At 65.9% G+C, this 24252-nt stretch carries 19 protein-coding genes; 14 read left to right on the plus strand and 5 right to left on the minus strand.

The annotated features are described in order from the left end of the window. Window positions 1-50 precede the first annotated feature (50 nt). Window positions 51-494, minus strand: a complete 444-nt coding sequence (locus C7450_RS28835) for a host attachment family protein (protein WP_110377948.1) — start codon at window positions 492-494, stop codon at window positions 51-53. Between the two features lie 214 nt (window positions 495-708). On the opposite strand from C7450_RS28835, the gene C7450_RS34175 reads away from it, so the two are divergent. The 5 genes from C7450_RS34175 to C7450_RS28860 all read left to right on the plus strand — a co-directional run bounded on the left by C7450_RS34175 (window position 709) and on the right by C7450_RS28860 (window position 8584). Next, window positions 709-876, plus strand: a complete 168-nt coding sequence (locus C7450_RS34175) for a hypothetical protein (protein ID WP_170147495.1) — start codon at window positions 709-711, stop codon at window positions 874-876. Between the two features lie 77 nt (window positions 877-953). Beyond that, entirely contained in the window at window positions 954-3509 is a 2556-nt protein-coding gene (gene mgtA, locus C7450_RS28845) for a magnesium-translocating P-type ATPase (protein ID WP_110377950.1), read from the plus strand. Beyond that, entirely contained in the window at window positions 3506-5398 is a 1893-nt protein-coding gene (locus C7450_RS28850) for a heavy metal translocating P-type ATPase (RefSeq protein ID WP_110377951.1), read from the plus strand. The genes mgtA and C7450_RS28850 overlap by 4 nt, the downstream gene beginning before the upstream one ends. 360 nt (window positions 5399-5758) lie before the next feature. Next, window positions 5759-7111: a ferredoxin reductase family protein gene (locus tag C7450_RS28855; protein ID WP_110377952.1), complete on the plus strand. Its 1353-nt coding sequence runs from the start codon at window positions 5759-5761 to the stop codon at window positions 7109-7111. Between the two features lie 108 nt (window positions 7112-7219). Continuing rightward, window positions 7220-8584: an aminotransferase-like domain-containing protein gene (locus tag C7450_RS28860; RefSeq protein WP_342588557.1), complete on the plus strand. Its 1365-nt coding sequence runs from the start codon at window positions 7220-7222 to the stop codon at window positions 8582-8584. A 67-nt stretch (window positions 8585-8651) separates the two neighbouring features. Here the strand turns inward: C7450_RS28860 and C7450_RS28865 are convergent, their stop codons facing one another. Further along, entirely contained in the window at window positions 8652-10511 is a 1860-nt protein-coding gene (locus tag C7450_RS28865; protein WP_110377954.1) for an ABC transporter ATP-binding protein, read from the minus strand. A 430-nt stretch (window positions 10512-10941) separates the two neighbouring features. On the opposite strand from C7450_RS28865, the gene C7450_RS28870 reads away from it, so the two are divergent. From C7450_RS28870 to C7450_RS28885, 4 genes are all read left to right on the plus strand, one after another. Then, complete coding sequence (locus C7450_RS28870) at window positions 10942-11442, plus strand: GNAT family N-acetyltransferase (RefSeq protein ID WP_110377955.1); 501 nt, start codon at window positions 10942-10944, stop codon at window positions 11440-11442. A gap of 68 nt (window positions 11443-11510) precedes the next feature. Further along, window positions 11511-12023 carry a MarR family transcriptional regulator gene (locus C7450_RS28875; protein ID WP_110377956.1) on the plus strand — a complete coding sequence of 171 codons (513 nt, stop codon included), beginning with the start codon at window positions 11511-11513 and terminating at the stop codon, window positions 12021-12023. A gap of 52 nt (window positions 12024-12075) precedes the next feature. Beyond that, entirely contained in the window at window positions 12076-13614 is a 1539-nt protein-coding gene (locus C7450_RS28880; RefSeq protein WP_425351267.1) for an MFS transporter, read from the plus strand. A gap of 28 nt (window positions 13615-13642) precedes the next feature. Further along, a complete protein-coding gene (locus C7450_RS28885) occupies window positions 13643-14770 on the plus strand; it encodes an HlyD family secretion protein (RefSeq protein WP_110377958.1) in 1128 nt (375 codons plus the stop codon). Window positions 14771-14845: 75 nt separating this feature from the next. On the opposite strand, the gene C7450_RS28890 is transcribed toward C7450_RS28885, so the two are convergent. Then, window positions 14846-15583 (minus strand): FadR/GntR family transcriptional regulator, encoded by a 738-nt coding sequence (locus tag C7450_RS28890; RefSeq protein ID WP_110377959.1) that lies wholly within the window; start codon window positions 15581-15583, stop codon window positions 14846-14848. A 196-nt stretch (window positions 15584-15779) separates the two neighbouring features. On the opposite strand from C7450_RS28890, the gene C7450_RS28895 reads away from it, so the two are divergent. Next, on the plus strand, window positions 15780-16961 hold the full coding sequence (locus tag C7450_RS28895; protein ID WP_170147496.1) for a GGDEF domain-containing protein: 1182 nt from the start codon (window positions 15780-15782) through the stop codon (window positions 16959-16961). 39 nt (window positions 16962-17000) lie between these two features. Here C7450_RS28895 and C7450_RS28900 read toward each other — a convergent pair whose 3' ends face one another. Next, window positions 17001-17708 carry a fumarylacetoacetate hydrolase family protein gene (locus C7450_RS28900; RefSeq protein ID WP_110377961.1) on the minus strand — a complete coding sequence of 236 codons (708 nt, stop codon included), beginning with the start codon at window positions 17706-17708 and terminating at the stop codon, window positions 17001-17003. A gap of 68 nt (window positions 17709-17776) precedes the next feature. Next, entirely contained in the window at window positions 17777-18814 is a 1038-nt protein-coding gene (gene tsaD, locus C7450_RS28905) for a tRNA (adenosine(37)-N6)-threonylcarbamoyltransferase complex transferase subunit TsaD (RefSeq protein ID WP_110378035.1), read from the minus strand. 161 nt (window positions 18815-18975) lie between these two features. Here tsaD and hemC point away from each other — a divergent pair, with 161 nt between their 5' ends. The 4 genes from hemC to C7450_RS28925 all read left to right on the plus strand — a co-directional run bounded on the left by hemC (window position 18976) and on the right by C7450_RS28925 (window position 24001). After that, window positions 18976-19884, plus strand: coding sequence for a hydroxymethylbilane synthase (gene hemC / locus C7450_RS28910; RefSeq protein ID WP_110378036.1), 909 nt, complete (start codon window positions 18976-18978; stop codon window positions 19882-19884). Between the two features lie 12 nt (window positions 19885-19896). Further along, window positions 19897-20595 carry a uroporphyrinogen-III synthase gene (locus C7450_RS28915; RefSeq protein ID WP_110377962.1) on the plus strand — a complete coding sequence of 233 codons (699 nt, stop codon included), beginning with the start codon at window positions 19897-19899 and terminating at the stop codon, window positions 20593-20595. A gap of 83 nt (window positions 20596-20678) precedes the next feature. Then, on the plus strand, window positions 20679-22124 hold the full coding sequence (locus C7450_RS28920) for a COG4223 family protein (RefSeq protein WP_110377963.1): 1446 nt from the start codon (window positions 20679-20681) through the stop codon (window positions 22122-22124). Continuing rightward, entirely contained in the window at window positions 22121-24001 is a 1881-nt protein-coding gene (locus C7450_RS28925) for a heme biosynthesis protein HemY (protein ID WP_110377964.1), read from the plus strand. The genes C7450_RS28920 and C7450_RS28925 overlap by 4 nt, the downstream gene beginning before the upstream one ends. The last annotated feature ends 251 nt before the right edge of the window (window positions 24002-24252 follow it).

Here is a 24252-nt window from a genome sequence, read left to right on the forward strand (position 1 = left end):
GTGACAAAGCCTTCCCCGGAAGGCTTCGCACCGTCGCGGAACGCTGTCCGTCACGCTGCGGTCAGCAGCCGCGTGATCTCATGGACGGGATGCTTCGTCAGGTCCTTGTCGACTTCGGCGATGATCGAGGCACGAAATGTGCGGGCGATGTGCTCCCTGAGCACCGCCAGCGTGCGCGGTGGAGCCACCAGCACAAGGCCACCGTTTTCCGAACGGTCCAGCGTCTCGATGGCCCGCGCCGTTATCGCCGCGAATTCGGCCTCGGCGCGCGCGTGCCAATCCGTCTGGTCGACGGCGCTCGTCGGCCCGACGACGTTCTGGCTGCGGCCGGGCTTGTCAGTGCCCTGTTGCGCGGCTGTTGGATTTTCCGGCGCTTCGCTCGTCCGTTCGACCTTCAGGTTGGGAACGGCCTCGTTGCCCTCGTTACGCAGGAACAAAGCCTTGCGTCCGTCACAGACAACAACCCAGGCGTCATGGGGAATACGCAGTTTCATCCGATGCCCTCCAAGTCAAATCGGGAGCTCGACGATCAGACTAGTCGAACCGAGGCCGCCGACATTGATCGAGCGCAATCGCCGCGCATGGGCATCGCGCCCTTGTAGGCCCAGGTTGATCTGCCGCAAGGCGACCTGGCGTTGATCCCGTATTGTCAAGTCCTGCGGAAACGGTTGAGGCCCTCTGCATGTTCCGTCTTCTGGGAGGACGACCATGGCGATTGCGATCATCACGGCAGTGCTGCTCATCCCCGGTTTGCTCGTGCTGGCGACTTTCTGGGCTATTGCCCGTTCCGGGGAAGTCCCGGCGGCCGTCACCGCCTATTCCAGTGTATCCGGCCATCGCCGCGGCCCGGTCGAAGTTAGACTGCCGCAACTCTGACAATGTCGTCGCTTGGGTCCGCTCTGGTGAAAGCTGACGTCCGTCCGCTCGCGCATGATGCACCTCGCGACGATAGGATGCGTGACGCCGGTGCCCCCTTCTGGACAGAGCGCGAGGAGGACCTCTTCGCCGCCCTCGGCAGCGCCCCCAACGGCCTCACAAGCGGCGAAGCAAGAGAGCGGCTCGTCCGCTACGGTGCGAATGCGACTGCGGTGAGCTTGCAACGCAGTCTTCTGGCCAAGCTTGGGAAACGGCTTGCAGAGCCGCTCATCGCGATCCTCTTGATCGCCGCCGGTGTCTCTGGCGCGACGGGGGACTGGCAGAGCTTCGCCATCATCACGATCATCGTGCTCGCCTCCATTGTCCTCGACCTCCTTCAGGAACGGAAGGCGGAGGCGGCAGTGGAGGCCCTGAAGCATTCCGTCGCCGTCATGGCGTCTGTCCGGCGCGACGGCAGCCTCGTCGATCTGCCGGTTCACGATATCGTGCCAGGCGACGTGGTGGCGCTTCGCGGGGGCGACCTTGTTCCCGCCGATGGTATCGTGCTGATAAGTCATGGCGCGCTCTGCGACGAGTCGCTCCTCACCGGCGAGCCGTATCCCGTCGAGAAGCGGCCGGGTCCCTGCACGGCGAACGAACCGACGGACGCCTTCAGCGCCGTCTTCGCCGGCACGAGCCTTGTAGGCGGCGAGGCCACCATGATGGTCGTCGCGACCGGCGGCGGAACGCGGTTCGGCGGCATCGCCGCCTCCTTGCAAAGCCGGGTCGCACCCACCGCCTTTGAACGCGGCCTCCACGCGCTCGGCGCGCTGATCATGCGGCTCACCGGCTTTCTCGTGCTGTTCGTGCTGCTCACGCAGCTTGTCCGGCACGGGCTCACGCTTGAGAGTTTTCTGTTCGCGGTTGCGCTCGCGGTGGGGCTGACACCCGAGCTCCTGCCGATGATCACGACCGTGACGCTGTCGCGCGGTGCCGTGCGCATGGCCGCGCGCAAAGTGGTGGTGAAGCGGCTTTCCGCCATCCACGATCTCGGCGCCATGGATATCCTGTGCACGGACAAGACAGGCACGCTGACCGAGGCGAAGATCGTCCATGTCGGCAGCTTCGATAGCGCCGGGGCCCCGGCGTCGCACGTCGCGGAGCTGGTGCGCCTCAACAGCCGCTTTGCAAGCGGGCTCCGCAGCACACTCGACGATGCTATTCTGGCGGCTGCGCCCGCTGCAGCTGACGGGTGGGTGCATGTCGATGATCTGCCGTTCGATTTCGAGCGTCGGCGCTCCTCGGTCCTCGTCGCGCGATCCGGCGAACGCCTGATGGTCACCAAGGGGGCGCCCGAGGGGGTGCTCGCCCTGTGCACGCAGGTCGAGGCAAGTGACGGCACGACGGCGCCGCTCGATGCCGCCCGCCGCGCTGCGATCGTCGCGCTCATCGATGCACGGGGCCGCGAGGGCATGCGTCTCCTGGGGGTCGCCTGGCGCAGGATACCGGCGGAGCGCGGCACCATTGCGATCGATGACGAGGCCGATCTCGTCTTCGCCGGCTGTGCGGCTTTTCTCGATCCCCCCAAGGCTTCGGCGACGGAGGCGGTCGCACGCCTGCACAAAGCCGGCGTTCGCGTGAAAATCATCTCCGGCGACGCCGAACCGGTCGTGCGTCACCTTGTCGAGACGCTTGCCCTGCCGGCACGCCGCCTCATGACCGGTGCCGATATCGCCAACTTGAGCGATGCGACGCTCGCCGCACGCGCCGTCGATACGGATCTTTTCGTGCGTGTATCCCCGGACCAGAAGAGCAGGATTGTGCGGGCCCTGCGCCGTCGTGGGCACACCGTTGGCTTCATCGGTGACGGCATCAACGACGCGCCCGCGATCCACGTGGCCGACGTTGGCCTGTCGGTCGACGGCGGGACGGATGTGGCCCGCGAAGCGGCCGACATCATCCTCCTCGCGCCTGACCTCGGCGTGCTGGCCGATGGTGTTGCGGAAGGACGGCGCACCTACGCGAACATCATGAAATATGTGCGGATGGGGACGAGCTCGAATTTCGGCAACATGCTGTCGATGGCCCTTGCCTCGCTGGTCCTGCCGTTCCTGCCGCTCGCCCCGCTCCAGGTCCTCCTCAACAACCTGCTCTACGACCTCTCCGAGATAGGCATTCCCTTCGATTCGGCCGATGCTCAAGAACTCGCAAAGCCGCGGAGTTGGGATATGGGGGCCGTGCTGCGCTTCACGCTTGTGATGGGTCCCCTGTCCTCCCTCTTCGATCTCGCGACCTTTGCCCTGCTCCGTCTCGGCTTCGGCGCCGAGGTCGCCGCCTTCCAGACAGCGTGGTTCGTCGAATCGATCGTGACACAAATTCTCGTCATCTTTGTCATCCGCACGACCCAGCCGGCCTGGAAGAGCCGGCCGCACCCCGTTCTCGTCGCCAGTTCGCTGACAGCGTTGGCCGCTGCGCTCCTGCTGGCACTGACGCCGCTCGGCGCCATTGTGGGCTTCGTTGCTCTACCCCCGGCCATCCTGGTTGCGATCGCCTGCGTCAGCCTCCTCTATCTCGCAGCGGCGGAAATGCTGAAGCCTTTGGCCATGCGGGCCGCGCCCCATCGACAGGGTCGCCGGAGGAGCTGGCCGGCATGACCGTGGTGCCAGCCGCGGAACGACCGGCCCGGGCATGGATTGCATCTCCCGCTCGGCTGCGCGCGGCCCTGGCACCGATCGCGCTCATCGGCCTTGGTGCCGGCGCCGTGCTGATCTTTCGCGGGGAACCGGACCTCGCGTTCTGGGTCTTCACGCTCGCCACGCTTCCCGTGCTGGCCGCTCTTCTGGTCGAGATCGTCGTGTCGCTCGGCCGCGGGGAAGTCGGCCTCGACCTGATCGCCGGCCTCTCCATGTCGACCGCGCTCCTGTTCGGCGAGCCGTTGGCGGGCAATGTCGTCGCGCTGATGTATGCGGGCGGGCAGGCGCTCGAGCATTTCGCTGAAGGCCGCGCCCGCCGCGACATGACGGCCTTGCTCGGCCGGGTGGCACGAACGACGATGCGTTATGACGACGGCCGACTGGAAGAGGTGGCGATCGATGCGATCGAGCCGGGCGACAGGCTGCTCATCCGCCAGGGCGAAGTCGTGCCGGTTGACGGAACGGTGGCGGAGGGGGCTGCCGTTCTCGACCTGTCCGCGCTGACGGGTGAAGCGATCCCCGTCGAGCGGGGCCAAGGCGCGGAGGTGCTGAGCGGCGCGACCTCGGCGGGACCAGCCTTCGATCTCGACGTCGTCCGGCCGGCTGCCGACAGTACCTATGCGCGGATTGTGCGGCTGGTCGAAGCGGCGCAGCACAGCAAGGCCCCGATGGCGCGCCTCGCCGATCGCTACGCCATCGTCTTCCTCGTCTTTACGGTGGTTGTCGCTGGCGGCGCGTGGTTTCTCACGGGCGATCGCCTCAGGGCGCTCGCGGTGCTGGTGGTGGCGACGCCTTGTCCGCTCATCCTCGCCGTGCCGGTCGCTGTCATCTCCGGCATGTCGCGGATTGCGCGTCTCGGTGTCCTCATCAAGACCGGCGGTGCGCTGGAGGCGCTCGCGCGGGTCGCCGTCGCGGTCATCGACAAGACCGGCACGCTGACCCATGGGCGTGCAACACTCCTCACGGTGAAGGCGGCGCCTGGCTTTTCTGCCGACGAGCTGCTGCGGCTCGCCGCCTCCCTGGAACAGGCATCGGGCCATGTGGTGGCCGCGGCTCTGGTCGATGCGGCCCGATCCCGGGGGCTCGTCCTCTCGCCGCCGGCAAGCGTGCGCGAGACCGCGGGCTTCGGCCTCGAGGGCGAGGTTGACGGCCGGGCTGTGGTCGTGGGCGGCAGCTCGTTCGTGGGCGAGCGCAGCCTGCAGGGTGACCCGCGTGCCTGGCGCTCGGGTTCACCGGAAGGGGCCGTCGTGGTGGCCGTCGCCGTCGATGGGGCGGTGGCCGGCATCCTCGTCTTGGCCGATGAGATCCGCGCGGACGCGCCCGGTGTCCTGCGCCGCCTGCGCGAAGCCGGCATCCGGCGCATCGTGCTCGCGTCCGGCGACCGCCTCGATGTCGCAACAGCTGTCGGCGCCAAGCTCGGCGTGGATCGGATCCTCGGTGAACTCACGCCCGACGCCAAAGTGGCTGCCGTCATCGCGGAACGGAGCCACGGCCCGGTCATGATGGTCGGCGACGGTGTCAACGACGCGCCGGCACTGGCGGCCGCGAGTGTCGGCGTCGCGCTCGGCGCGCGGGGTGCGGCGGCGTCCTCCGAGGCGGCGGACGTGGTGCTGCTGGTGGATGAGCTCGGCAAGCTGGCCGAGGCCATCGAGGCAGCGCGGCGGGCTTACAGGATCGCTCTGCAGAGCGTTGTCGTCGGGCTGGGTCTCTCGGTCCTCGCCATGGGCATCGCGGCCCTCGGCTATCTGCCGCCGCTCGCGGGCGCACTGACGCAGGAGGTGATCGACGTCGCCGTCATCCTGAATGCGCTCCGCGCGCTCACCGGCGGGCGCCGGGCGCGCCAGCCTTGAGACGTCGTTTCGCGTCTCGCCGCTTCCGATGTGACGAATGCTGCGCGCGACCGTATGGATTGAATGCATAGTAAGAGAACAACTGGCAATGCATGGAGTATCGCTAATAATATGATATAAACTGCAATATTGGATAATGCTTTGAAGAATGAACGTATTCATATTGTGAATGCGGCGTTATTGCATTGCGATGATTGTCTATGTCGTTTCGTCAAGGCCTTCATCCACGGAGCGCTGGCTCAAAATCCAAAATGCGCGCAATTGACCCCGATCAACGACAAAAAATAGAACGAATCTAAGCTGGCGATGGCTGCCATTCTCAGCATGCAGCCGGGTCTGACATGTCGTGAGAGGACGGGCATGCGCAATATCAAGAGGGCGTTCTGGGCTACGCTCGTAGGCCTCACGCTCCTATGGCTGCTCGCGGAGCCCACCGTATTCCAGTCCGCGACGTTTTTCGGCCTTCGCGCGGCGATGATGCAAGTGACGGGTGTCCTCGCGATCGGCTCCATGAGCGTGGCGATGGTTCTGGCGCTTCGGCCGCGTTCACCCGAACGATGGCTCGGCGGCCTCGACAAGATGTATCGCCTGCACAAGTGGTTCGGCATCGCCGCGCTCGTCGCGGCGGTCGTCCACTGGCTCTGGGCGCAAGGACCCAAATGGGCCGTGGGATGGGGGTGGCTTGAGCGCCCCGTACGAGGGGCGAGGCGAATCGTCGAGAACCCGGTCGAGGCCTTTTTCCTCAGTCTGCGTGGCATCGCGGAAGGTGTCGGCGAATGGGCGTTCTACGCCGCCGTGGTACTGATCGTCCTGGCGCTGCTTCGCTACTTTCCCTACCGGCTGTTCTACAAGACACACCGTCTCCTCGCTGTCAGTTACGGTGTGCTCGCCTTTCACGCGGTCGTGCTGCTGGACTTCCGTTACTGGTTAGCGCCGCTCGGCTGGGCGACTGCAGTGTTGCTCGCCGCAGGCGTCTGGGCCGCCGGCATCGTTCTCCTGCGGCGGGTTGGAGCGGATCGCCAGGTCGAGGGCACGATCGTCTCCTTCCAACACTACCCCGGCGTGAAGTCGCTGGAGACCGAGATTGCGGTGCCGCGGACCTGGCCTGGTCACAAGCCCGGCCAGTTCGCCTTTGCGATGTCCGACGCGGCCGAGGGCGCGCATCCGTATACGATTGCCTCCAGCTGGCACCGCGAAAACCCCCGTATCAGTTTTATCACGCGGGAGCTTGGTGACCACACCGGCCGACTACGCGAGAAACTCAAGCTCGGCCAGGAGGTGAGAGTCGAAGGACCTTACGGTTGCTTTACCTTCGACGACGACTGTCCCCATCAAATCTGGGTCGGTGGCGGCATAGGGATTACGCCCTTCATTGCGCGCATGAAGCATCTGGCAGCGCGGAACGGCGAGCCGGATCGGCCGGCTGATCAGACTATCCATCTCTTCCACTGCACGATCGACGTGGACGAGAAGGCCCTGGAAAAGCTCGCTTCAGACGCAAAAGCGGCCAATGTGCGGCTGCATATCGTCATCGACAGCCGCCACGGACGCCTGACCGGCGAGCGGATCCGCGAGGTCGTACCTGAATGGCGTGATGCGAGCATCTGGTTCTGCGGCCCGACGGGTTTCGGCCACGCCCTCAGGCGTGACTTTGCCGCGCTCGGGTTCCCGCTCAACGCGCGCTTCCATCAAGAACTTTTCGAGATGCGATAAATGTGCTGCGGGCGGCAATCTCTCTGCTCCCAAGGCAAGGCATACATGATAGGTAGATGTATGGATATTGTCTGTTCGGATTGAGGGGCAAGTATGTGGCGGCCGCGATTGATCGAAGATGCCCGCCTGAAGTATCTCGGGATTGTCGAGGCCCTTGAGGCCGATATTCAATCCGGCAGGGTCGCGCGCGGCGAAAGGCTTCCGCCGCAACGCGCCATCGCGGAAGCGCTTAAAGTGGATCTCACCACGGTGACGCGCGCGTTCAACGAAGCGCGCCGCCGTGGCCTCGTCGAGGCGCAGGCCGGGCGCGGCACGTTCATCAGCGAGGGGAGCGACGGACCCGGCGCCGCTGAGCACGCCCATCCATTGATCGATCTCAGCATGAATATCCCGCCTCAACCGGCCGAGGCGGATTTCCGGCGGGCCTTTCCCCAGGGCATCGCGACCATCCTCGGCAGCGCGCGTGGCATGCTGAGCCTGCACTATCAGGCAAGCACCGGCGCGGAGCCGGATCGCCGGGCTGCCGCGAACTGGCTGGCGCGACGGCTCGATGGGGTCACGCGCGATCGCGTCGTGGTGACGGGTGGCGCGCAAAGCGCGCTGTTTGCCATCTGCGAAATCCTGCTCGATCGGGGCGATGTCGTTGCCGCCGGCGCGATGACCTATCCCGGCCTGAAGGCGGTCGCGGCACAGAAGGGTCTCATCCTGGAGCCTCTGGCCATGGACGGCGAGGGCATCATTCCGGACGCCTTCGCGCAGGTCTGCCGCGAGAAGGCGCCGAAGGCGCTCTATCTGATCCCGTCCATCGACAATCCGACGACAGCGACCTTGCCCGAAGCCCGTCGCCGCGCCCTCGTGGCCGTGGCGCGACAGCATGGTGTGACGATCATCGAGGATGATCCCTATGCGCCGCTCAGGCCGGAGCGGCGTGTCGCGCTCGCAGAATTGGCGAGCGACATCACCTGGCATATCGCCACGCTTTCGAAATGCGCGACGCCCGCCTTGCGCGTGGCCTATGTCGTGGCGCCAACCGCGTCTCAAGCCCTGCGGCTCGCCGGTGTGCTGCGCGCGACCCTTCTTATGGCCCCGCCCCTGATGTCGGCGCTGGCGACCCGCTGGATCGTGGAGGGCACGCTCGACCGGATCACGGGGGCGATCCGCGCCGAGAATATGGAACGGCAGAAGCTGGCGGCGACCATCCTGGGCGATGGGAACTTCGCCGCGGATCCGCATGGGCACCACCTGTGGCTGCGGCTGCCGGATCATTGGCGCGCCGCCGACTTTGCGGACCATGCTGACCGTGCCGGGGTCTCGATCGTGCCGAGCGCGGCCTTCGCCGTTGTCGCCCATCCGCGCGAGGCCGTCCGGATCTCGCTCGGGGTCGCCCCCGATCGCGACGCGCTTGAAGACGCGCTGACGCTGCTGGCGGGGCTCATGTCCCAGCCGTCCCTTGCGGCGCGTGCCGTGGTGTAACGTGCTGCCCGATCCGCTTCCGACTACGAAACGCCCGATGTGGACATGAATCCGCATCGGGCATCGCTCACACGCTTTCAAAGCTTTTCGTCAGTTCCAGCGCCTGTCTTTCGAAGAGGCGGCGGTAGAGACCGTCCGGCCGGCGGATGAGGGCGGCGTGGCTGCCTTCCTCGACGACCCGGCCGACATCGAAGACGAGAAGCCGGTCCAGCGACTGCACCGTCGAGAGACGATGCGCGATGACGATCGTGGTGCGTCCGACCATCAGCTTTTCCATCGCCTGCTGGATCAGCGCCTCGCTTTCCGAATCGAGGCTCGAGGTGGCTTCGTCGAGGATCAGGATTGGCGCGTCGGCGAGGAAGGCCCGGGCGAGCGCCACGCGCTGGCGCTCGCCGCCCGACAGCTTGACGCCGCGCTCGCCCACCTGCGTTTCATAGCCTTTCGGCAGCTTCGTGATGAAGCCATGGGCGCTCGCCTGTTTGGCTGCGGCGATGATCTCTTCGCGCGTTGCGTCCGGGCGCGCATAGGCGATGTTCTCCGCGAGCGACCGGTGAAACAGGATCGGCTCCTGTTGCACGATGGCAATGCGACGGCGCAGGCTGGCCTGCTGCAGGTCGGCGATGTTCTGCCCGTCGATCAGCACGGCGCCACCCGTCACGTCGTAAAGGCGCTGCACCAGCCTGGCGAAGGTGGTCTTGCCGGAGCCGGAATGGCCGACGAGGCCGACCTTCTCGCCCGCCTTCACGCGGATCGAGAAATCCCGGTAGAGCGGGGTCGGATGGGTGCCATAGCGGAAGGTCACATGGTCGAAGACGATCTCGCCGCGCGTGATGTCAGCCGGGCGAGCGCCGGGTCGGTCCGCCACGCCGATCGGTACCTCGTGCAGTTTCACCATCTCCTCCATCTCGTTCACCGAACGTTGGAGATGGTGGATATGCATGCCGACATCGCGCAGATGGCCCTGCACGATGAAGAACAGCGTGAGCACGAAGGTGATGTCGCCGGGGCTTGCCGCACCGCGCTGCCACAGAACAAGCGCCGAGGCCAGCATGGCGGCCTGCATGCTGACCATCATCAGGCCTTGCAGCCACAAGTTCGTCACGGAGCGGTTCCACGTGCGCGCGGTGCGGTCGCGCCATTTGGAGATGACGCGCGCGAGCTTTGTCTCTTCGCGCCGTTCCGCGCCGAAGGCCTTGACCACTGCGTTGCAGGTCACCGCATCGGCCAGGGCGCCGCCGAGCTTGGTGTCCCAGGCATTCGACAGCGCTGCGGCCGGGAAGACATAGCCCACCGCCGTGGCGCAGGTCACGACGATGAAGACGAGCGAGCCAAATCCGATAACAAGGCCCATCACCGGCCAGATGGAGCCGAGCAGCAGCGTCGCGCCGACCAGGGTGACCGCGGAGGACAACAAGGCGATGAGGACCGTGTCGCTCAGGAGATCGAGCGCGCCCATACCACGGCTGATCTTGCGCACGGTGGAGCCGGCGAAGCTGTTGGCGTACCAGTCGGTCGACAGCCGCTGCACGCGTGCGAAGGTCTCGGTCGCCATGTCGCCCATGATGCGCAGGGTGAGCTTGACGATGTTCATCATCACGAACTGACGCAGGATGACCGCGCCGAGGCTGAGCGCCAGCAGGGTGCTGAAGTCCGTCCATGCGGCATTGATGGTCGTCTGGCTGTCGAAGGAGCCCCGCGCGATGGCATCGACGAGCCTGCCCGCGAAATAGGGCGTGAGCACTTCTGCTGCGGTCGCCAGGATGCCGAATAGGATGATCGCGCTGACGCGCCCCCGCTGGGCCGCCCAATGGGCGCCCGTGAAGCGAAACACCGATATGACAGTGTCGGCGCGAAGATCTATGGGTTTGCGCCGGAGACAGCGCCGGGCGCGGCGCAGAGCGCGCGCAGCCTCTTGAACGGTCGACATTGCAGGATCTCACAAGATAGCAGGCGGCAGTGTTGCACCAGGGGGTGCTGCCGGATCAGGTCTTCGGCAAGAAGAGGCACGATGACGACGCCCGACAGGGCCGTCGGTCAACGTGGCATTGGTGCCGAGCTAATGATGTGAGCTGCGTTTTCCATAATGGCCGTTTGGTGACACAAGACACGGCTCACTTCAAGCGCAAAGATAGCGTCGCTCGCTGTTTCGTCGGGCGGCTGGTGTATTTACAACGCTCTTCCAGCCTATTTGACTCTGGTGGTGAGTATTGCAAACACTGCTGATGAGTCTCTCAATATACGTGAACAGTAAGCGGCTCAGTTGGTTGCATCCAGCGGCAACCGTCGCCCTCAAGGTTGACGATATCTGCGATTGATGGAGCGGTTCTGAAGCGGCGGTACGCCACACGGGAGCGATCATGCACATCAGAGACGAAGCGCCGGGGGACGAGCCGGCCATTCATGCGGTTGTCGAGCAGGCCTTCCGCAGCGCGCCACACAGCAGCGGGACCGAGGCTCATATCGTCGATGCCTTGCGTGCCGCCGACGCGCTGACCGTTTCGCTCGTCGCCGTGGAAGACGGGGCGGTATGCGGTCACGTCGCCTTTTCGCCGGTGACGGTCGATGGTGCGGCGGTCGGCTGGCACGGGCTTGGTCCTCTCGCCGTGCATCCGCGCCGCCAGCGCCAAGGCATGGGCTCGCAACTCGTCCTGGAGGGCCTGGCGCGCCTGCGAACCGTTGGCGGCCAGGGCTGCGTCGTGCTGGGAGACCCGCTCTATTACGGTCGCTTCGGCTTTCGAGCGAGGGCGGAGTTGACCCTGGCCGGTGTTCCGGCCGCCTATTTCCAGGCGCTGCCCTTCACGACGCCAATGCCGGAAGGGTCGGTCGACTATCACGCGGCGTTCGCAGCTGGGGCGTGACCGCCTCTGCACCATGAGCGCGCGGCGTCTTGTCTCTTGTCGGCGCACGTGCGATCTTTTATATAGCTATGCATATAATAGCTATCTATAGATTGGTTTCCCAGGCTATGAAATCTGAACTCGGCGCCGCCTTCACGTTCGAGCTCGCGACAGCCGGTCGCAAGATGCGCAAGCTCTTCGACCGCTATGTGCGTGAGCGCGGACTGACCTTGCCCCGCGCGCGCGCCCTGTTGTTGCTGGCTCAGGAGCGCTCCTGGAACCAAACGGAACTCGCGGATGCCCTCGAAATCGAGCATCCCTCGGTGGTCAGGCTGCTCGACGGCCTTGAACGTCAGGGGTTGATCACCCGATCCGCCGTGGCCGGGGATCGCCGTGCCAAGCAGATCGAACTGACCATCGCCGCGCAGGCCCAGGTTCGCGACCTCGAGGAACTGACCGAGCGGCTGCGCACCACTTTGCTGCAGGGGATCGATGCCGCCTCGCTGGCGGTGGCCCTCAGTACGCTGCAACGGGTCGTGGCCAACGCCGAGCAGGCTGCCGCCATGCGGCGGGAGGAGGAAGCCAATGTCGGTCACGGCTGAGCAGGTCGCGACGCCGCACCCGCTGACCGTCGCCGGCCGCGCGGCCGTCTTCATGGCCGCCTCGACGCTGCTGTGGCTGACGCAGGGGCTCGGCATGAACCTGGTGGCAGCCAACACGCCACAGATTCAGGGATCTCTCGGTGCCACACTGACGGAAACAAACTGGCTGATCGCTGCCTATATGGCGCCGAATGTCAGCCTTACCCTCCTGTTGACGAAGATCAGGACGCAGTTTGGTCTGCGCCGTTTCACCGAGATCAGCATCGTCATGTTCGTGCTGACGTCGCTGCTGCATCTCTTCATCTACGATCTGTGGTCGGCCTTGCCGGTGCGTTTCCTGGCAGGCGCGGCCGCGGCCCCCATATCGACCCTTGGCTTCCTCTATATGCTGGAGGCCTTCCCGCCCGCGAAGAAGATGAGCTGGGGCTTGAGCCTGGCGTTGATGCTCTCGAGCGCGACGCCGACGATCGCGCGGCTCATCTCGCCCTATCTGCTGGATTTAGGCCAATGGCGGCATCTCTATCTGATGGAGATCGGCCTCGCGCTCATCGCATTGCCGATCGTCTATCTGTTGCCACTGACCCCGATTCCGCACGCCAAGGTCTTGCACTGGAAGGATTTCATCACCTATCCGCTGATTGCCCTGGGCTTCGGGCTGCTCGCGGTCGTGCTGACTGTCGGCCGCTACTATTGGTGGTTCGAGGCGCCGTGGATCGGTGTCGCGCTTGCGGTGGCCGTGATGGCGATCGCTTGCGCCGCGGCCATCGAGATCAATCGCGATACGCCGCTCATCAATATCCGTTGGCTGACGAGTCCCGAGATCCTCCATCTCACGCTGACATTGCTCGTCTTCCGAATGGTCCTCACCGAGCAGACATCAGGCGCGCTGGCGCTGTTCCAGGGGCTGGGCCTCTTCAATGAGCAGAGCCGGCATCTGTATCTCGTCGTTCTCGCGGCATCCGTCACGGGGGGGCTGGTTTGCGGCGCAACGCTCAAGATCGAGCGCGTGCACCTCCTGCATGCGGTCGCGCTCTCCTGCATCGCGGTCGGCGCTTATATGGACGGCCACGCGACGAGCCTGACGCGACCTGGAAACATGTATGTCAGTCAGGCGCTGATCGCGTTCGGAGGTGCATTGTTCTTGCCGCCGGCTTTGCTCGCCGGCCTGATGAAGACCATGAAGCAGGGGCCGACGTTCATCACCAGCTTCCTTGTCGTGTTTCTGTTCACCCAGAGCCTTGGCGGGCTGATCGGCTCGGCTGCGTTCGGATCGTTCATCATCATCCGCGAGAAGTTTCACTCGGCGCATCTTGTCGAGCGCATCGTGATGACGGACCCGCAGGTGACCGAGCGCGTGCGCCAGCTCGCCGGCGCTTTCGGCAAAGTCCTCACGGACGGCCAGCTCCTCAATGCGGAGGGATTGGCGACATTGTCCCAGCAGGTCACGCTCCAGGCGACCGTGCTGGCTTATAACGACGCCTTTCTCCTCATCTCAGCCCTCGCCGCGATCGCCTTCATGGTGGTCGTCGTCCAGATGGGGCTCTCCTCTGTCCGCGGCTGGCTTACGACTCGCCGCGCCGCTCAAGCCTGACACTACGGATCGAGAAATTTAGAAGATCATGTCCACGTCACACGTCATTCGGGCCAGTGCCGCCATCACTATTGGCATCGTTGGTGCCTTGCTGATCCTTCAATCCTGGCAGCTGCCACCGTTTCACGGTTCGGTCGAGACCACGGAGAACGCCTATGTGCGCGGCAAGGTCACGACGCTGAGCCCGCAGGTCACGGGCTATGTGGTTGCCGTCAATGCGCGGGACTATCAGAATGTCCATGCCGGTGACGTCATCGTCCAGATCGATGACCGCATCTATCGACAGAAATTGAAGCAGGCGGAGGCGACGCTCGCGATGAAACGGGCGGCGCTGCAGAATTCCGAGCAGAGCCAGCGCGCCGCCGAGGCGCGTATCCGTTCAAGCGAGGCGCAGGTGACAAGCGCCAACGCGGCCCTCGACGTCGCACGATCGAATGCAGAGCGCGTCGAGGCCCTTCTGCCGCGCGGCGCGACGACCCAGAGCGCCGCGGACCAGGCGCATGGCACGCTCGCCCAGGCGCAGGCAACGCTGCATCAGGCGGAATCCGCGGTGGACGTGGCCCGTCAGGATCTGCAGTCGATCATTGTCAACCGGGATTCGCTGAAGGCGGAGATCGACAATGCCGTGGCGGCGGTCGAACTCGCCAAGATCGATCTGGCCAACACGCATATCGTCGCTCCGGCCGACGGACAGCTCGGCGAGGTCGGTGCCCGCCTGGGACAATATGTTTCGGTGGGCACGCAGCTCGCGGCGCTGGTTCCCGAGCAGGTCTGGGTTGTTGCAAACTTCAAGGAAACACAGCTGTCTGGCATGAAGATCGGCCAGCCCGTCACCTTCACGGTGGATGCCCTGCAGGGCGAGACGCTGACGGGTCACATCGAGCAGTTCTCCCCTGCGGCGGGTTCCGAATTCGCTGTGCTCAAGGCTGACAATGCCACCGGCAATTTCACCAAGGTGACGCAGCGGCTGCCCGTGCGCATCGCAATCGATCCCGGCCAGCCGCTGACCAAACGGCTGGCGCCGGGCATGTCGGTCGTCGTTTCAGTCGATACCGCCACAAAAGCCGCGGCGGCAGCTACGCCCGCGTCGCCCCAGCCCGCCGATCCAGATCACGCTCCCGCCGGGAAGCCCGTTGCAGAGCGCCGATCGAGCTAGTGGTTCGTGTCGAGCATCTGCATCCAAATTATGTCGGGCCCGGGGCCGACATCGCGCGGGCACCGAATGTCAAATTCATTCCACGAGCTGGACCTTGGCAGCAATGGCCGCGCCCGCGGTCAACCGGTCCTTGCTGCCGATGAGATGCACCCGCATGGCGGTACGCGCATCTTCGGGAGCCTTGCCCTCGATGGCGGCGAGGATGGCCGCGTGTTCCTGGTTGAGGTGCTTGAGATAGTCCTCCCGGTTGGCGCCGGTGATCTTGAAGGTCTCGAATTTGGTGCGCGGGATGAGCAACTCGCCGAGGTAGTTGAAAAGCTGCAGGAAATGAACATTTCCGGAGGCCTCCGCGATGCTGCGGTGGAAGGCGAGATCCGCCTGGATGGCATCCTCCCCGGCTTCCGTGGCCTCGACCATCGCCGTCATGGCCTTGCGCATCTGCCGGAGATGTTTCTCGTCGCGCCGGCCGGCTGCAAGCCCGGCCGCCTCCACCTCGAGCGCGACCCGCAGTTCGAGAACAGCGATGGCCTCATTGACCAGTTTCAGGTCGGGATCGTCGATGACGAAGGAGCGCAGCGGCACCTGGCGCTGCACGAAGACGCCGACGCCCTGGCGGGTCGAGACAAGTCCGCCGGCTTTCAGATTGGCGATGGCTTCGCGCACCACCGTGCGGCTGACGCCGAACTCCTCGATCAGGTCCTGCTCGGTGGGGAGTTTTTCGCCCCGCGGATAGTCGCCGGCCTGGATACGTTGGCGCATGATCGTGACGATCTGCTCCGACAGGCTTCCCCGGCGAAATTCTATTCTCGGCATGATATGTGTCTCGCCCTGTCCACGTCCTATGCCGCTCCCACGGGTTCGCCTGCAATCGCCGGACATCATACAAGCAATTGCCGGTCATGCCAGATCGGATCGCGGCGGGCGTCCGGCCGTTCAATGGCCTGGGGTCTGGCCACGCGCCGCTGATTCGCATAGAACAGACAATGGAGCGGGGGTGGCAGGTTGCGTTATGAGCGGGGTGTGGTTCCTTAGCCTGTTGAATCCGATCATAGCCTCGGTATTCGCCTTCGTTTTTCTGGCGCTATGGTTTCATCAACGCGCGCGGCGCTATATCCTTGGTATCGTTGCTGCCGCCTTGCTCTATGTCGCCGGATGTACCGTCCAGCTTTCAAAATTTCCAGCTGACGTTGGCTATAATGCAGCGGTGTCTGCCACTCTTTATTCAGCAAGCATTTATTTGCTGTTTGCAGGAATTTTCAAAAGAAAGAATATTACGGATGGGTATTTACTACTAGCTGCTATTATTGTTTCCATAATTGGCGCGATTATATATTTCTATTTTGTAGTGAATAATCTATATATGCGAGTCTATGTCCTGAATTTCGGATTCGGGACCCTGTTTCTGATCGCGGCCTATCGCCTCTGGCGTGCAGGCGCGGCCGGGGTGGGTGACCGCATCCTGTTCTGGGTCATTCTCGCGTCTGGCATCCAGTTCTTCCCCCGGACTGTTCTTGCGCTCGAAGTGTTCGATCGCGGGCTTCTTCCGCGCGAATTCGGCCATTCGATCTTCTGGCTGTGGCTCAATTTCTCCCTGGTCATCGTCATCATCGGCCTCGCGCTCGCGGTCTTGACGGCGGTGGTTCTGGACATCATCGACGACCTGAAGAAGGACGGCAGCACCGACCTTATGACGGGTTTGCTCAACCGCCGCGGGTTCGAGGAACGGGCGGGCCTCATGCTGGCCGGTGCAGGCACGGGGCCGATCAGCATGGTCTATTGTGATATCGATCACTTCAAGGCGATCAATGATGCCCATGGCCATGCGGCCGGGGACGGGGTGATCAAGGAATTCGCCGTGCTGCTTGCGGCCGAGATGCGTGCGGATGATATCGCCGGCCGCATCGGAGGCGAGGAATTCGCCATCCTGTTGCCCGACGCCGATATCGACGGGGCAAGAGCCTTCTCCGAGCGGGTGCGCCGCAATCTGGAGCGCAGCCGCTTCGAGGGCCTGCAGGAGCATCAAGGGGTCACGGCGAGCTTCGGAATCGCCACCCGGAATGGGCAGGAACATTTGCACGACCTCACGCGCCGTGCCGACAAGATGCTCTATGTGGCCAAGCGGAGCGGGCGAAACTGCGTCCGGCCCCAGGAGAATACGGTGGTCGATCTCCGTTCGCAGGCCAAGGCTTGATGCCGCACGCCGGCCGCCTCGTAGGGGCGCGGAAGCCGCTCAGACGACCTTGACCGTGATATCGCCGACGCCGTCGACATGCCCTGTCATCACGTCGCCCCTGGCCACCGCGCCGACCCCGGCCGGCGTGCCGGAGAAGATGAGATCGCCGGGAGCCAGCGTGAACAGGCCGGAGAGATAGGCGATCGCCTCGGGGACCTTCCAGATCATCTGGTTGAGGTCGCCGGTCTGGCGGCGCTCACCGTTGACGTCGAGCCAGATGGCGCCGGCGGCGGGATGGCCGATCAGCGAAGCGGGGACGATCGTGCTGCAGGGGGCGGAATGCTCGAAAGCCTTCCCGACCTCCCACGGCCGGCCGAGATCCTTGGCTTTGCCCTGCAGGTCACGCCGGGTCATGTCGAGGCCGACGGCATAGCCGAAGACATGGTCGAGCGCCCGCTCGACCGGAATATCGTGCCCGCCCTGGCCGAGCGCGACGACCATCTCGATCTCGAAATGGACGTCCTCCGACTGGGACGGATAGGGAAAGCCCGCGTCGGGCAACAGCACGTTATCCGGATTCTTCTGGAAGAAGAACGGCGGCTCCTTGTTCGGGTCGTGGCCCATCTCGATGGCGTGGGCGGCAAAGTTGCGGCCGATGCAATAGATCCGGCGGACGGGGAAGCGCGCTTCGGTGCCCTTCACAGGCAGCGTCGGAATGGCCGGCGGCGTGACGACGTAACGGTTTGCGGGCGAGGTTTCGACCATGGATCGCGTCCTTGATTGCAGGAGAGACGGGCAGGGGACCACTGGAGCCGACGCCGCCATCCAGAGACCTACGCGCGCATGGAATCGAGGGGCCAGCGGGCGCGCGCCGGTGCGGTGAGATCATCGGTGAGGTCGAGCCTGAGCCGTTCGAGGCCCGCCCAGGCGATCATCGCCGCGTTGTCCGTGCACAGCGCCGGTGGCGGTGTGACGAGGCGCAGGCCCGCCTCCGCCGCGAAGCGTTGCAGCGCGGCTCTAATCATCTGGTTGGCGGCAACGCCGCCCGCGACGACGAGCGCTGTCGGGTTTCCGGCCGCCGCGTGGAAGGCGCGCAACGCCACGCGGCTGCGGTCGACGATCACATCGACCACCGCAGCCTGAAACGAGGCACAGAGATCGGCGACGTCGGTCGCGCTGAGCGGCGCGATGCGCTCAGCTTCCAGGCGCACCGCCGTCTTCAGGCCGGAGAGCGAAAAATCCGGCACGTCCCGCCGCAGCATCGGCCGCGGCAGATTGAAGCGCTCGGGGTCGCCGCGCAGGGCTTCTTTTTCGACCTCGGGGCCGCCGGGATAGGGCAGGCCGAGCATCTTCGCCGTCTTGTCGAAGGCCTCGCCGATGGCATCGTCGATCGTTGTGCCAAGCCGGATGTAGTCACCAACGCCGCGGACGCAGACGAGTTGGGTGTGACCGCCCGAGGCGAGGAGCAGGAGATAGGGAAAGGCAACCGAATCGGTCAGACGGGCGGTGAGGGCGTGGCCTTCCAGATGGTTGACGGCGATGAACGGCTTGCCCGCGACAAGCGCGAGCGCCTTGGCGGCCGTCAGCCCCACGATGACGCCGCCAATAAGCCCTGGACCGGCGGCGGCTGCGATGCCGTCCATATCGGAGAGATCGAGGCCGGCCCGCGCGAGCGCCCGCGCGACCAGCAGGTCAAGCGATTCCACATGGGCGCGTGCGGCGATTTCCGGCACCACGCCGCCATAGGCGGCATGTTCAGCGATCTGGCTGAGGACTTCATTGGCCAGGATATGGCCGCGCCCTTCGCCATCGCATGAGACGACGGCGGCCGCCGTCTCGTCGCAAGTCGTCTCCAAACCGAGTATACGCATGGTCACCAAAGCGGGTCGCGTATCCCGCATCGTTGTTTCGGAATTGTTCTGGAACAACCTATAGTCCGACCGGCGATCCTTCGCCATCTAAAGTCTGGCTGGCCGTCGAAGGGTCGGTGTCCACGGAGTGCATTGCAGTGTCGATCATTTTTCCCGAGCGCATGGTCATCGGAACGCGCGCCAGTCCCCTCGCCCTCGCCCAGGCCGAGGAGACGCGGGCGCGGCTCGTCGCAGCGACCGGCCTGTCGCCGGATGCCCTGCCGCTGCTGCCGCTGACCACCACGGGGGACAAGATCCAGGATCGCGCCTTGTCGGAGGCCGGTGGCAAAGGCCTCTTCACCAAGGAGCTCGATGCGGCGCTCATGGCCGGATCAGCCGATCTGACCGTGCATTCCGCCAAGGACCTGCCGACAGAACTGCCGGAAGGGCTCCTCGTCGCGGGCTATCTGCCGCGTGAGGACGTGCGCGACGTCTTCATCAGCCGTCGTGCCGATAGTCTGATGAGCCTGCCGGCAGGCGCCGTCGTCGGTAGCGCCTCGCTTAGGCGGCAGGCGCAGATCCTGCGCGCCCGGCCGGATCTCAAGGTCGCGCTGCTGCGCGGCAATGTCGCGACAAGGCTTGCGCGTCTCGACGAAGGACGCGTCGACGCGACGCTTCTTGCCCTCGCCGGGCTGAAACGGCTTGGCAAGGCCGACGTTGCGACCGCCATTCTCGAGACGGACGACTTTCTGCCCGCCGTCGGGCAGGGCGCCATCGCGCTCGTCGCGCGGGCGGGCGATTCAGCCGTCCTCGCGGCGGCGGCGGCGATTGCCTGTCGTGACACGGGCATCGCGCTTGCCGCCGAGCGGGCGTTCCTCAGGGCGCTCGACGGGTCCTGCCGCACGCCGATCGCCGGGCATGCGACCGTGCACGGCGAGAGCCTGCGCTTTTGCGGCCTCGTCCTGTCGCCGGACGGCAGCCGCTCCGTCGCCGTCGCGCGTGAGGGCGGGCTCGGGGATGCCGAGGCTCTTGGCGAGGATGCGGGCCGCGCGGTCATCGCCGAGGCTGGGCTCGATCTTCTGCGCGGATGACGAGAGGTTTCCATGCGTGTGCTTGTCTTTCGGCCAGAGGCTGCAGCCAGACGCACGGCGGCGCGCCTTGCCGTGCTGGGGCACGAGGCGGTGTTGGCACCGGCAACCCGCATCGTCCCCCTCGATACGCCACGGCCTGAGGGCCCGTTCGTGGCCATCGTCGTGGGCAGCGCGAACAGCTTCGTGATCGCGGCGGATGACACGATCCGCGCCGTGCCTGTCATCGCGGTGGGTGAGCGCACGGCCGAGGTGGCGCGGGCGCGTGGCTTCACCGATGTGGAGAGCGCCGACGGCGACCGAATCGCCATGGCGGCGCTCGCCCGCCGGCGTTTCCCGGGCGGCGGCCGCGCCCTCGTGCTCCAGGGGCGCGATCACAAGGCCGATACCACGGCTCTGCTGGCTGACGCCGGGCTGACGCCCGTGAGCTGGATCGTTTATGCGGCCGAGGCCGTCGAAGCCTTGACCAGCGAGGCCGCAGACGCCCTTCGCATGGAACAGATCGATGCCGTCCTTCATTATTCGCGCAGGAGTGCGGAGGTCGCGCTCACGCTCGTGGAGCGCGCGAATCTGAGGCGACCTTTTTTCGCAGCCTCGCAGCTGTGCCTGTCGCCGGATGTGGCCGAGCCGTTGCTCAGGGCGGGCGGGCGCCGCATCCGGGTTGCCGATGCACCGCGGGAAGACGCGTTGCTTGCAGCATTGAATGAGGCTTGAGGCTCGCCACCGGCGTCGCACAGGTGGTATGACGCAGGGATGAACCGACAGCGAGGCGCATTGATTCACCGGGAGCAGCTGAAATGACCGATGATCCGGCCATGACCCCTCCGCCCAAGCCGGGTCGGGGCAAGCTGCGGCGTAATCCCGCCACGCTCGATTTGACGGCCGCGCCTGCACCGAGGCCCGACACGGATCCCGTGCCGGGGCGAGACGACCGTGTGAGCGATGCGCCGGACGGTGACGAGCGGCCATCGTCGCTGCCCGACGTTTCCGCCGCGACCGACGCGCGGCCGCCTGTCACGGCTGAAGCTGTCACGCCTGAACCTGCCCGCCCGGCCGATCTCGGCCAAGGGTCGGACGGTTTCACGGGACGGCCGGACGAGGATAGAGCCAAGGGGCGAAGCCATATGGACGATGCGAAGGATGATAGCGCCGATCGTTCGCGGGCGGTCACCCCGGACCTTCCGCCATCGGGCGCGGCCCCCGCTCCGGCTGAAGCCGGGCCATCTTCGCCATCCGCACCACCACGGGCTACGACCTCCGCAGCGGTGTCCGTGCCGGCCCTGGCACTTGCAGCGGTCTCTGGCGCCATCGCGGGCGGGCTCGTCAGCTTCCTGCTGATGCCGACCTCCACACCGATCGACGAAACCGCCACACGTCTTGTTGCCCTGGAGCGACGCGTCGCCGCGCTGCCTGCTCCAGTACCGCAGGGTGAAGTCAGCGCACTTGCAGGACGCCTCAATGGCCTGGCGGAACAGGTGGCAGGCCTCGGGCGTGAGGTTGCCGCGGCGAGCGGCAAGGCCGATGCAGCGGCGAGCCGGGCTGCAGCCCTCGAAAATGCGCCCCCCGCGAGCGCTCAGCCGGCCGTGCGCCCCGAGGCCCTCGCGGCCCAGGAGCAGCGGCTCAATGCGCTTGAAGCTACGCTCGGGCGGCTCGATCCCACGCGCCTCGCGGCGGCTTCAGCCGATGCCTCGACCCGTGCCGGCCGTGTGGCGACGCTTGCGGCCCAGGCCCTCGTCGCCGAGGATCTCATTGGCCGGATCCGGCGCGGCGAACCTTTCTCCCGGTCGATCGACCGCCTGGTCGAGCTCGGTGTCCCCAATCAGAAGCTGGCGGCCCTGCGCCAAGGGGCGGCTGCAGGCTTGCCGAGCCTCTCGGCCCTGCGCACGGGCTTCGCCGGCCTCGCCGACCGGTTGGCAGAGCCGCCCGAACAGGCGCCGCCGGAGGATTTCACGAGCCGCGCGCTCGCCAGCATCAACCGTCTCGTTCGTATTCGCGCGGTGGGCGCCAATGCGGTGACGGAACAAGTTGCCGCGGTCGACGCGGCTCTTGCCCGCGGCGATGGTGCGGCGGCGCTCACGGCCTGGCAGGCGCTGCCGGACAATGCCCGCAAGGCCTCTGCCGCCTGGGGCGCCGAACTCGAACGTCTGGTCGCGGTGGAGACCGCTGCCCAGACGCTCTCCGGTGAGATCGTCACGGCTTTGGCCGGCGAGGCCGCCAACACCCCGACGGGGGCGCGGCCATGATCCGGGTTCTCGTTTTCCTCGCAGTCCTCGCCCTGGTCGCGCTCGGCGCCTCCTGGCTTGCCGATCGTCCCGGCGAGGTGGCGGTGATCTGGCAGGGTTACCGCATCGAGACATCTGTCGCGGTGCTGATGGCGGCGATGCTGGCCGTGGCGTTTCTGCTCGTGTGCCTTTGGTCGCTTTTGCGTCTCATCCTGCGGCTGCCGAGCGTCATGAGCTTTGCCTCACGGGCGCGGCGGCGCAACCGCGGCTATGTCGCAGTTTCGCGCGGCATGGTGGCTGTGGGCGCTGGCGATCCGCTCGCCGCGCGGCGCCATGCCAGTGATGCCGAGCGTTGGCTGGGACGCGAGCCACTGACGTTGCTCCTGAAGGCGCAGGCCGCACAGATTTCGGGAGATCGCGCCGGCGCGGAGGCCACGTTCACGGAGATGCTGGACGATGCCGAGACCCGGGTTCTGGGACTGCGCGGGCTCTTCGTCGAGGCGCGGCGCAAGGGTGATGCCGTTGCGGCCCGCGCCTATGTGAACAAGGCCGTGGAACTCGCGCCCGGCGTCGCCTGGGCCAGCGAGGCGATGCTGGAGTTTCAGTCTGCAGAGCGGGATTGGCGCGGCGCCCTTGCCAAGCTCGAGCAACGGGTCGCGCACCGTTCCATCGACAAGGCGACCGCAAAGCGCCAGCGCGCCGTGCTGCTGACGGCGGATGCGCTGGATCGCGCGGACAAGGAGCCTGAAACGGCACTCGCGGCGGCGCTGGCAGCCGTCAAGCTTGCGCCGGACCTCGTGCCCGCCGCCGCGCTCGCCGGCCGGCTGCTCGCCGCAAACGGCAAGCTGCGCAAGGCCGCAAAGGTGCTGGAGGCCAACTGGAAGATCGAGCCGCATCCGGACATCGCGGCCGCCTATCTCGATTTGCGCCACGGCGATTCGACCCATGACCGCCTTGCGCGCGCCGAAACGCTTGCCAGGCTCAAGCCCCGCCATCCGGAGGCGACGCTTGCCGTGGCCGAGGCGGCGATCGCGGCTCATGAATATGCCAAGGCCAAGCAGGTCCTGGCGCCCCTCCTGGCCGAGCGGCCGACCGTGCGCGCCTGTCTCCTCATGGCGGATATCGAGGAGGCCGAGCATGGCGCATCCCCGGCGCTCCGGCAGTGGCTGGGCAAGGCGGCGCGGGCCCCCCGCGATGCGGTGTGGATGGCCGATGGTGTCACCTCGGACCGGTGGGAGCCAGTCTCACCCATATCGGGGCGCCTTGACGCCTTCCAGTGGGTCGCGCCGGCCGAGCAGATCGCCAACGGCCGCGTGCACAGAGACGCCGATGCCGTGCTTGCCGATGGCGACGAGCCGACCGTGCTGCTGCCGGCCGCGTTGGATCAGGGGCAGGAAAGTGGGGACGCGTCGCCAGCGCCCGCATCCGATGTGTCCTCTCCTGTTCCCCCGGCAGCGCCTACGCCTCTCGCTCCCGCCCCCCTGACTCCTGCTCCGTCCGCCCCGAGCGCGTCGGCTCCGGTGGCCAAGGCCGGCGTCCCGTCGTCGGAGCCCATGGCGAAGCCGGCCGAACAGGGCAGTCCGTCTGTATCGCCGGAGCCATCGTTCGGGGAGCGCGACAGTGAGGCTCCTCGCGGCGTGACGCCCCAAGCCATGGAATCGGAAGCCAAAGAATTGGAAGCCAGGGCATCGGAAGCCAAGGGGACTGATCTCAAGATTGCCGATGCCAAACCGGCTGGCGTCGGGACGTCCGCAGCAAAGCCGGAGGCATCCACGAAACGTGCTGCTGGGCCTGTGGTCTTTCCCGTTGCGCGGCCTCCCGACGATCCCGGCACGGACGAGTTTTCTCCCGATGACCCGCGGGCCGGTGACCGCCATCCCTTCATGACGCGTCTTTAGACGGAAGGGTGTTCAGGGAGCGGGCCTGGCGCGGCAGAAGGGGCCGCGCTTTGCCGGCGGCCTGGATCGGCTGGTCTGGGCGCGCCCGGTGGGATAAATGCGCGGAGATGTGCTGAGATCGGCAAAGAGGTCCTTGCCAAATCCACCCCAATGCGGATATGAGAGCGCCAACGCAGAGTGAGCCTCAGCCGCTCGGCCGAAGGCGCATTGCATTCCTTGCGGGTGGGTCCGCTGGCGAATGGGAGGCGCTG

Source organism: Chelatococcus asaccharovorans (assembly GCF_003201475.1).
Taxonomy (GTDB): domain Bacteria; phylum Pseudomonadota; class Alphaproteobacteria; order Rhizobiales; family Beijerinckiaceae; genus Chelatococcus; species Chelatococcus asaccharovorans.

Bases quoted from the DNA above. Each gene is read 5' to 3' on its own strand.
- C7450_RS28920 (WP_110377963.1), top strand. From the start codon at position 20,679: ATGACCGATGATCCGGCCATGACCCCTCCGCCCAAGCCGGGTCGGGGC.
- mgtA (WP_110377950.1), top strand. From the start codon at position 954: ATGCGTGACGCCGGTGCCCCCTTCTGGACAGAGCGCGAGGAGGACCTC.
- C7450_RS28925 (WP_110377964.1), top strand. From the start codon at position 22,121: ATGATCCGGGTTCTCGTTTTCCTCGCAGTCCTCGCCCTGGTCGCGCTC.
- C7450_RS28880 (WP_425351267.1), top strand. From the start codon at position 12,076: ATGGCCGCCTCGACGCTGCTGTGGCTGACGCAGGGGCTCGGCATGAAC.
- C7450_RS28850 (WP_110377951.1), top strand. From the start codon at position 3,506: ATGACCGTGGTGCCAGCCGCGGAACGACCGGCCCGGGCATGGATTGCA.
- C7450_RS28885 (WP_110377958.1), top strand. From the start codon at position 13,643: ATGTCCACGTCACACGTCATTCGGGCCAGTGCCGCCATCACTATTGGC.
- C7450_RS28875 (WP_110377956.1), top strand. From the start codon at position 11,511: ATGCATATAATAGCTATCTATAGATTGGTTTCCCAGGCTATGAAATCT.
- hemC (WP_110378036.1), top strand. From the start codon at position 18,976: ATGGTCATCGGAACGCGCGCCAGTCCCCTCGCCCTCGCCCAGGCCGAG.
- tsaD (WP_110378035.1), bottom strand. From the start codon at position 18,814: ATGCGTATACTCGGTTTGGAGACGACTTGCGACGAGACGGCGGCCGCC.
- C7450_RS28900 (WP_110377961.1), bottom strand. From the start codon at position 17,708: ATGGTCGAAACCTCGCCCGCAAACCGTTACGTCGTCACGCCGCCGGCC.
- C7450_RS28835 (WP_110377948.1), bottom strand. From the start codon at position 494: ATGAAACTGCGTATTCCCCATGACGCCTGGGTTGTTGTCTGTGACGGA.
- C7450_RS34175 (WP_170147495.1), top strand. From the start codon at position 709: ATGGCGATTGCGATCATCACGGCAGTGCTGCTCATCCCCGGTTTGCTC.
- C7450_RS28855 (WP_110377952.1), top strand. From the start codon at position 5,759: ATGCGCAATATCAAGAGGGCGTTCTGGGCTACGCTCGTAGGCCTCACG.
- C7450_RS28870 (WP_110377955.1), top strand. From the start codon at position 10,942: ATGCACATCAGAGACGAAGCGCCGGGGGACGAGCCGGCCATTCATGCG.
- C7450_RS28890 (WP_110377959.1), bottom strand. From the start codon at position 15,583: ATGCCGAGAATAGAATTTCGCCGGGGAAGCCTGTCGGAGCAGATCGTC.
- C7450_RS28895 (WP_170147496.1), top strand. From the start codon at position 15,780: ATGAGCGGGGTGTGGTTCCTTAGCCTGTTGAATCCGATCATAGCCTCG.
- C7450_RS28865 (WP_110377954.1), bottom strand. From the start codon at position 10,511: ATGTCGACCGTTCAAGAGGCTGCGCGCGCTCTGCGCCGCGCCCGGCGC.
- C7450_RS28915 (WP_110377962.1), top strand. From the start codon at position 19,897: ATGCGTGTGCTTGTCTTTCGGCCAGAGGCTGCAGCCAGACGCACGGCG.